At 68.6% G+C, this 7393-nt stretch carries 7 protein-coding genes; 3 read left to right on the top strand and 4 right to left on the bottom strand.

Translation table 11 applies throughout. The features are described 5' to 3' along the window. Window positions 1–74: 74 nt before the first annotated feature. The gene (locus tag FHS44_RS39720) at window positions 75–1523 is read right to left on the bottom strand and encodes an aldehyde dehydrogenase (RefSeq protein ID WP_184725722.1); all 1449 of its coding nucleotides are present in this window, start codon (window positions 1521–1523) and stop codon (window positions 75–77) included. 119 nt (window positions 1524–1642) lie between these two features. Here FHS44_RS39720 and FHS44_RS39715 point away from each other — a divergent pair, with 119 nt between their 5' ends. From FHS44_RS39715 to FHS44_RS39705, 3 genes are all read left to right on the top strand, one after another. Next, the gene (locus FHS44_RS39715) at window positions 1643–2341 is read left to right on the top strand and encodes a gamma-glutamyl-gamma-aminobutyrate hydrolase family protein (RefSeq protein WP_184725720.1); all 699 of its coding nucleotides are present in this window, start codon (window positions 1643–1645) and stop codon (window positions 2339–2341) included. A gap of 147 nt (window positions 2342–2488) precedes the next feature. Then, window positions 2489–3514, top strand: coding sequence for a hypothetical protein (locus tag FHS44_RS39710; RefSeq protein WP_184725718.1), 1026 nt, complete (start codon window positions 2489–2491; stop codon window positions 3512–3514). 116 nt (window positions 3515–3630) lie between these two features. Continuing rightward, window positions 3631–4197 (top strand): DUF11 domain-containing protein, encoded by a 567-nt coding sequence (locus FHS44_RS39705; protein ID WP_184725716.1) that lies wholly within the window; start codon window positions 3631–3633, stop codon window positions 4195–4197. Between the two features lie 116 nt (window positions 4198–4313). Here FHS44_RS39705 and FHS44_RS39700 read toward each other — a convergent pair whose 3' ends face one another. The 3 genes from FHS44_RS39700 to FHS44_RS39690 all read right to left on the bottom strand — a co-directional run bounded on the left by FHS44_RS39700 (window position 4314) and on the right by FHS44_RS39690 (window position 7252). Beyond that, window positions 4314–5294 carry a DUF11 domain-containing protein gene (locus FHS44_RS39700; protein WP_184725714.1) on the bottom strand — a complete coding sequence of 327 codons (981 nt, stop codon included), beginning with the start codon at window positions 5292–5294 and terminating at the stop codon, window positions 4314–4316. A 341-nt stretch (window positions 5295–5635) separates the two neighbouring features. Further along, window positions 5636–6208 (bottom strand): MarR family winged helix-turn-helix transcriptional regulator, encoded by a 573-nt coding sequence (locus FHS44_RS39695; RefSeq protein WP_184725712.1) that lies wholly within the window; start codon window positions 6206–6208, stop codon window positions 5636–5638. Window positions 6209–6442: 234 nt separating this feature from the next. Continuing rightward, window positions 6443–7252: an acetoacetate decarboxylase family protein gene (locus tag FHS44_RS39690; RefSeq protein WP_184725710.1), complete on the bottom strand. Its 810-nt coding sequence runs from the start codon at window positions 7250–7252 to the stop codon at window positions 6443–6445. Between the last annotated feature and the right edge of the window lie 141 nt (window positions 7253–7393).

The following is a 7393-nucleotide window of genomic DNA, read 5'->3' as shown; positions in this document are numbered from 1 at the left end:
GCCGTTGTTGAGTTCCCGCCGGGTGGCCTCGGGAAGGACGATGGTGGGCACGTGGGCCAGCAGGCCCGCCCCGACTACCTGACCCATGGCGCGCTCACCGTGTTCTTGACATCGCAGTAGAAGTCGAAGCTCCAGGTGCCGCCCTCACGGCCGACACCGGACTGACGTGACCCGCCGAACGGCGCCTTGAGGTCACGGACGAAGAAGCAGTTCACCCAGACGGTCCCGGCCACGAGCTGGGAGCTGACCCGCTCGGCCCGCTCCTGGTCGCCGGTGATGAGGGTGGCGGCCAGCCCGAACCGGGTCCCGTTGGCCAGTTCGACGGCCTCCTCCTCACCGTTGAAGGTCTGCACGGTCAGCACCGGGCCGAAGACCTCCTCGGTGAGGATCTCGCTGCCCGGCTCGGCGCCGGTGATCAGGGTCGGCCGGTAGAACAGGCCGCCCAGGTCGGTGTTGGGGCCACCGCCGATCACCGCCTTTGCGCCCGCGTCCAACGCCCGCTGGACGAAGCCGTCGATGCGCTCCACGTGCTTGGGGTGGATGTTCGGGCCGAGATCGGTGGTCAGGTCGCGCGGGTCGCCCTGCTTCAGGGCCTGGGCGCGCTCGACGAACCGGGCGGTGAACTCCTCGGCGACGGCTTCCTCGACGAGCAGGCGGGTGCCCGCGAGGCACACCTGTCCGGCGTTGTCGTACTGCTCGACGGCCAGGTTCACGGCCAGGTCGAGGTCGGCGTCGGCGAACACGATCAGCGGGGACTTGCCGCCGAGCTCAAGGGAGAGCGGCGTGAGGTTGGCCGCGGCGGCGGCGGCGATGGTGCGGGCCGTGGGCACCGAGCCGGTGAAGCTGATGCGCCGCACGCGGGGGTCGGCCACCAGGGCGGCACCGGCCTCGGCGCCGTAGCCCTGGACCACGTTGAACACCCCGGCGGGCAGCCCGGCCTCCGCAGTGATGTCGGCCAGCAGGGACGCGGTCAGCGGCGTCCACTCGGCGGGCTTGAGCACCACGGTGTTCCCGGCGGCGAGGGCGGGGGCGATCTTCCAGGTGGCCAGCATCAGCGGCGCGTTCCACGGCGTGATCAGCGCGCAGACCCCGGCCGGGTCCCAGCTGACGTGGTTGGTGTGGCCGCGGGTCTCGAAGTCCTCGTGGCCCAGGTCGAGAAGCCAGTCGGCGAAGAACCGGAAGTTGTGCGCCACCCGCGGCATCACGCCGCGCAGGTGCGAGCGCAGCAGTGCCCCGTTGTCCGTGGTCTCCACGATGGCCAGGTCCTCAAGCCTGGCCTCGACCCCGTCGGCGATCGCGTGCAGCAACCGCGCCCGCTCCTGCCGTGAGGTCGCGGCCCAGGCGGGGAAGGCGGCCTGGGCGGCGGTGACGGCGGCGTCGACCTCGGCGGGACCGCCACGGGCTATCTGGGCGAGCAGGGACTGGTCGATGGGGGAGTGGTCGTCGAACGTGGTGGGCGAGCTGACCCGCTCGCCGCCGATCCAGTGATCGCCGTTGACGGGGATACCGGCGACAGTGGCCATCCGCTTCTCCTAATCGTTTGGCTCCAAACAACCTAGGATGAGCCGCGATGACCGGTCAAGACCTAGGGGGACCTCTAGGGTACCGTTTGGCTTCAAATGAACCTCTGAAGGAGTCCGGGATGTCTCGACGTCCGCTCATCGCGATCCCGTCGCGGTTCGCCGCCACCACCTCCGCGCTGCGGTACGCGGCCGTGGTCACCGCGCGGGCACTGGCCGACGCGGTCTACCGGGCGGGCGGGGAGCCGTTCCTGATGCACCCGGTGGACGCCGGGCGGGCGGCCGAGCGGCTCGCGGTCGCCGACGGACTGCTGCTGCCCGGCGGCGGCGATCTGGCCCCGCAGTCGTACGGCGAGGCCGTCGCGCACGAGGCGGTCTACGACGTGGACGCCGAGCAGGACGCCTTCGACCTGGCCGCGGCCGGGCACGCGCTGGCGACCGGCCTGCCGACGCTGGCGATCTGCCGGGGACTGCAGGTGGTCAACGTGCTGCGCGGCGGCAGGCTGCGCCAGCACATGGAGGCCGACCACCGCCACATGGTGCACCCGGTGACCGTACGGCAGGGCTCGCTGCTGGCCGGGATCACCGGGGAGGGGCTGGTCACGGCCTCGTGCTACCACCACCAGTGCGCCTCGGGCCTCGGCGAGGGCCTGACGGCGGTGGCGCACGCCGTGGACGGCACGGTCGAGGCGGCCGAGCTGCCCGAGGCGGCCGGGTGGTTCCTCGGCGTGCAGTGGCACCCGGAGGACACCGCCGCGAATGACCCGGTCAATCAGCGTCTTTTCGACGCACTGGTGGCCGCTTCCCGGAAATCGGGGTAATTGCTCCTGTTTCATTCACTCATGTCCCTGGCGCGTATCGCATTGATCGGACGAGGGTGATTACAACCGCATAACGCTGCCGATAAAGCATGCATGGTGAAGTGCGTGAGTATTGTGATTGCAGGGGCTTGTGTGGTTATGGCCACCATGGTGGGAATTGTCCCCCGGGCCGCCTACGCGGAGGGCTACAGCGCGGCGTGCGCGAGTCCCACCCTTACGATCACCGGGAACCCCGTGCCGGCGATCACCGCGGGCATGGTGGTCCTCTTCCAGCCGGGCACCTACACCAGTCTCTCGGCGATGATCACCGGCGGCGGCATCGCCTGCCTGGCGCCCGGGGCGAAGTGGACGGTGACCACCTTCGGCGTCGCCCCGGTCGGGTCGATCTACGTGCGGGGCGAACTCGACGTGCAGACCCTCCAGGCGCTGAGCAACGGGTTCCGGCTGGACAACGAGGGCACCGTCACGGTGAACGGCATCATCCAGGCCGCCGCGAACTCACAGCTCATCAACGACACCGGAGGGGTCTGGCACGGCAACGGCTCACAGACGCTGCTGGGCACGGCGAGCCTGACCAACAGGGGTTCGATCGACCTGGCGGGCTCACTGACGCTGGCCGAGCAGAGCACGTTCACCAACATCGGGACCGTCACGCTCGGGGCCTTCCAGAACGGCACCCTCACGACGAACACCGGCAACGTCACGGTCGTCGGCTCGGCGACCACCTCGGGCGTCTTCATCAACAGGTGCATAGCCGACTTCCAGTTCGGCTACGAGTCCGAGGGCTCGACCACCAACGAGGGATTGATCCTGGCCACCGGCGGCACCGTGGGCAGGATGGGCCTGTACATCTCCGGCGTCTACACCAGCACCTCGACCGGTGTGACCAGCGGCAGCGACTTCAGGATCATCCTGGGCGGGCAGATGACGGGCGCGGGGAGATACCGCTTCACCGGCTTCACCTCGGTCGCGGGAAGCGCCATCGGCAGCCCGCAGATCACCTTCTACGACGTCTCCCAGACGGGAAGCCAGATCTTCGACGTCGTGACGGGCACGGTGGTCAACGTGATCAGGGCCGTGGTGCCCCCGCCCAACCCCGCCATCCTGCCCGCCGGGTGCGCCGCCGCGCAGTCCGACCTGAACATCACCAAGACCGTGAACGCGGGAATTTGATCGTCCGCACTCCGTGACGAACTGGTCTTCCCTGGGTGTGGCACGATGCCGACAGACCGTGACCGGGTGTATAACTCGTGGAGTTTTCCCTGTTCAGCGACTTGATCGGCTTATGAGTGAAGAGATCGAACGTCGTATGGCCGACGGCCCTGCTGTCTCTGGCCTGCATCCAGGGACCGGCTGCGGCGGAGGAGACCGTGCGCGCCGGTCACGTGGTGGTCTACACCATGACCATCAGGAACAAGGGACCGGCGACCGCACGCGAGGTCGTCATGCGCGACCCGGTCGACAGCCGTCTGGAGTTCCGCTCGGCCGTCCCGAGTTCCTGTGACTACGAGGACGGGTCGGTGACGTGCCGGTTCTCCCGGCTTGACCCTCGTGAGGCGGTCACGGTCGAGTGGCGGGGGAGGGTCGCGCCGGACACCCCGGACGGCTACCTGATACGCAGTGTCGCGAGGGTCTCCGCGGCGACCCCGGAGTCCCGTCTCGACAACAACCGGGCGAGCGCGGAGATCGTGGTGACGAACAGGCCCCTCGCGCCGCCCGTCGCCGAACCGGTGGACGAACCCCGGGAGGAACTGCCGTTCACCGGCCTCCTCACCTGGCCGCTCGGCCTGGCCGGTCTGCTGGTCGGCGTGGGCTTGGCCGTACGCTGGACGGCCCGCCGCAGGCGCCTGTCCTGAACAGAAGTCACGCCCGCGCGTCTTCGTGTACGGCGGGCGTTCCCACAGGCCGGATGGTGTGGGCCGTTGTGCTCGCCGTCCGCGCGAGGCGGACGGCGAGCACATCATGAGACGGACTACTCAGCCCGTACGGACTTGGTGATCGTCAGATCGGACACCGCGTTGATCGGCGTGGTGATCGTGACGGTGTTGTTGTCCGGGTCCGGGTCCGGGTTGGTGCCGGTGACGGTGGCCGTGTTGTCCACGGTTCCCGCGGTAGCGGCCGAGACGGCCACGTTCAGCACGATGTTCGTGTTGGCTCCGGCGGCCAGGGCGCCGACCGGGCAGGTGACCACCTGACCGACCGCGGTGCAGCCAGCGGGAACACTGGAGACGAACGTCAGCCCGGTGGGCAGGGTGTCGGTGACGACGACGCCCGTGTCGTCGGACGGCCCGTTGTTGGTGACCGTGATGGTGTAGGTGCCGCTGCCACCCGCGTTCAGCGTGCCCGCCGTCTTGCCGATCGCCAGGTCGGACGACGTCTCGACGTTGATGTTGGCGTTGTTGCTGGTCTCGGGTGTCGAGGTGTCGGAGTCGACGCTGGAGACGTTGGGGATGACGGTCCCGGTCGGGACGTTGGGCCGGACCCTGACCGTGATGTCCCAGTTCTGCGTCGCGCCGACGGCGAGGGAGGCGAGCGTACACGTGACGACCTGGCCGACGGCCGTACATCCCGCGGGCAGCGGGGTGACGACCTCAAGCCGGCTGTCCAGGGTGTCGGTCACCACGACGTTGGTGGCGACCGCGGGACCGTTGTTGGTCACGCTCAGCGTGTAGATGCCGTTCTGACCCGCGACGACCGTGGCCTCGGGATCGGCGCGCCTGATCCGCAGCGCCCGGGGTGTCTCGCGCAGCACCGTACGGTGACGGACGACCAACCGGACCCTCTTCTGGTCGGCAACCGCCCGCGGGCCGTGCCGCAGCACGGGACCCCCGAGCGCCTTCGCGACCTTGACGGTTCTGACCGTCCTGCCCACGCCGGTCGTGCTGGCCGCGCTCACCGCGGACGGGAGGGCCATCATGAGCGCGCAGGTCACCGCTCCCACCGACAGCCACACCGAGCGACGAGAACGCAGGATAGCTTTGGTGAACAATGTCTCTTTTACCACGGTTCTCCTTTTAGGTAATAAAGCAATGCATGCTATTTCCTTGAGAAACGTGAGGTCGCGCACCGGCTGTGGTGTTTTGTCAATGGTTTGTACTACGGGTTTCCCTCGGGGGCGTTAACGGAAAGGTGCGATGGTCTCCCGTTAACTCCCGACGAGAAAGACCAGATGGTCGCCGTCCCGAAGCGTCAAGCAATGTCGTATCAACCGGATTTGTTCCGGAAATGGCATTAAAAAGGGCGGGGTCCCACCCGGCAAACGAGTGGGAACCCGCCCAAAGCGGAGAGAAGGGGTTATTCGGCGCGGCGGCGGCCACCCCGGCGCGGGGGAGCCGGGTTCTCCTTGCGGAGTTTCGCGCGGCGCGCCTCGCCGTGCTCCTCAAGGTGGGTGACGATCCGGCGCAGGGACTCCGCCAGCGTCAGCGCCTCCTCGGCGTCGAGATCGGCGACCACGAACGCCTCCTCGTCGTTGAAGGCGGGGAAGAGCTTCTCCATCAGGGCGACGCCCTCGGGGGTCAGCCGCAGCAGGGCGAGCCTGCCGTCGTCGGGGTGCTGACTGCGTATGGCCAGGCCACGTGACTCCAGCGTCTTGATGATGCCGGTCAGCGTGCCTTTGGAGATGCCCGCCTCGGCGGCGACGTGCCGGGTCTCGATCTCCTCCCATATCCACACCACCCACAGCACGACGAACGCGCTCCAGGTCAGGTCGGCCACGCGCAGGGCGGAGTTCTCCAGGTGCTGTCGTACGGCTGTCGCCGCGCGGTGCAGGTTGGAGACGGCGGCCAGTGCCTCGCGTCTGATCGGGATGCTCCCGAGGCGGCGACCGACCGCTTCCTCGGTCTCCGTCAATGAATAGTACGCGGGCACGCGAACTCCTCGATGTCGTACGGCGGGCGGCTGCCGGCCGGGAAGAACAGGTCCTCACGCCATTTTCGACGGCGTCACTCCCTCCGCCGGTCAGGGGAGCGCTCTCCTTTCTCATCCCACCGGATGATCGCCGCGCACGTCAACGGACTGGTGCCGGATATGACAGGACCCGTACGGGGTCGTGCCGTACGGGTCCTGTCATATCCGGAAAGTCATACCCGGAAAACGGAGGGGTCACTCGGCCCCTGAACCGCCGGAGCGCAGCAGGGTGCCGCCGTTCCAGACGACGCCGACCTGGCGGTAGTAGCCGCCGATGACCTCCTCGACGCGCAGCGCGGCCAGTTCCTCGGTCGGGGCGTCGAACAGCTCGATCTCGGCGTCGCCCTTCCACGCCTGGCCGCCCTCGAAGGACTGCCCGGCGCTGGAGATCAGCTCATCGAGGGCGAGGCCGCCGCCCGGCTCGATGGAGGGCAGCCAGCGGTTGTGGGCCATCGGGTGGCCGTTGACGAAGCCGTTGGTCTCGCTGGGCTCGCGCAGCCGTACGACAGCCTGGGCCAGACGGCGGTCGGCGGCGGCCAGGGTGGCGCCGAACGTGCCACCCTCACCGACGCGGGGCGCGGCCTGGCCGTACGAGTAGGGGCGGGTCTGGTGGATCGAGCCGAGCTTCTTGGGGTAACCCTGGTGCATGCCGCGGGCGATCGCGAAGTCCTTGTCCACCCAGATGTAGACGCAGCGGGAGAAGGTCCGTCCCTCGAAGGCGCAGCGCACGACGACGAAGCACTCCTTGTACTGCGAGCGCACCGGGTCGAGGAGCTCCTCCTTGCTTCCCGAGCAGGACTGCCAGTCGGCCCAGATGATCGCGACCGCGCCGGGGTCCTCCTCGGCGAGGGTCAGGGGCTCGGGCAGCAGCTCGGCGACGCGGGCGGGGTCGGTGCGATACTCGACGGTGAGCAGGTCGCCGGAGTAGTACCACGGCGGGGCGGGCACCAGCGAGGAGCGGCCGGTCGCCGTCTTGGGAGTGAAGAAGCCGCGCACCGTGGCCACGATGTCTCCTTGTCTCAGGGGGACGCCCCGGATCGTTCAGACTGTTTGGGGCCATACGATATGCCTTGAACTGCGAGATGTCACGATGGGAACGTAGCCCTCCCCGGGGCGAGCCTTGTTCCCCGGGCGCTCGGGGCGTAT

This window comes from Streptosporangium saharense (genome assembly GCF_014203715.1).
Lineage (GTDB): Bacteria > Actinomycetota > Actinomycetes > Streptosporangiales > Streptosporangiaceae > Streptosporangium > Streptosporangium saharense.
Note: the sequence above shows the minus strand (reverse complement) of the source record. Positions and strands in the feature narration are given on the sequence as shown.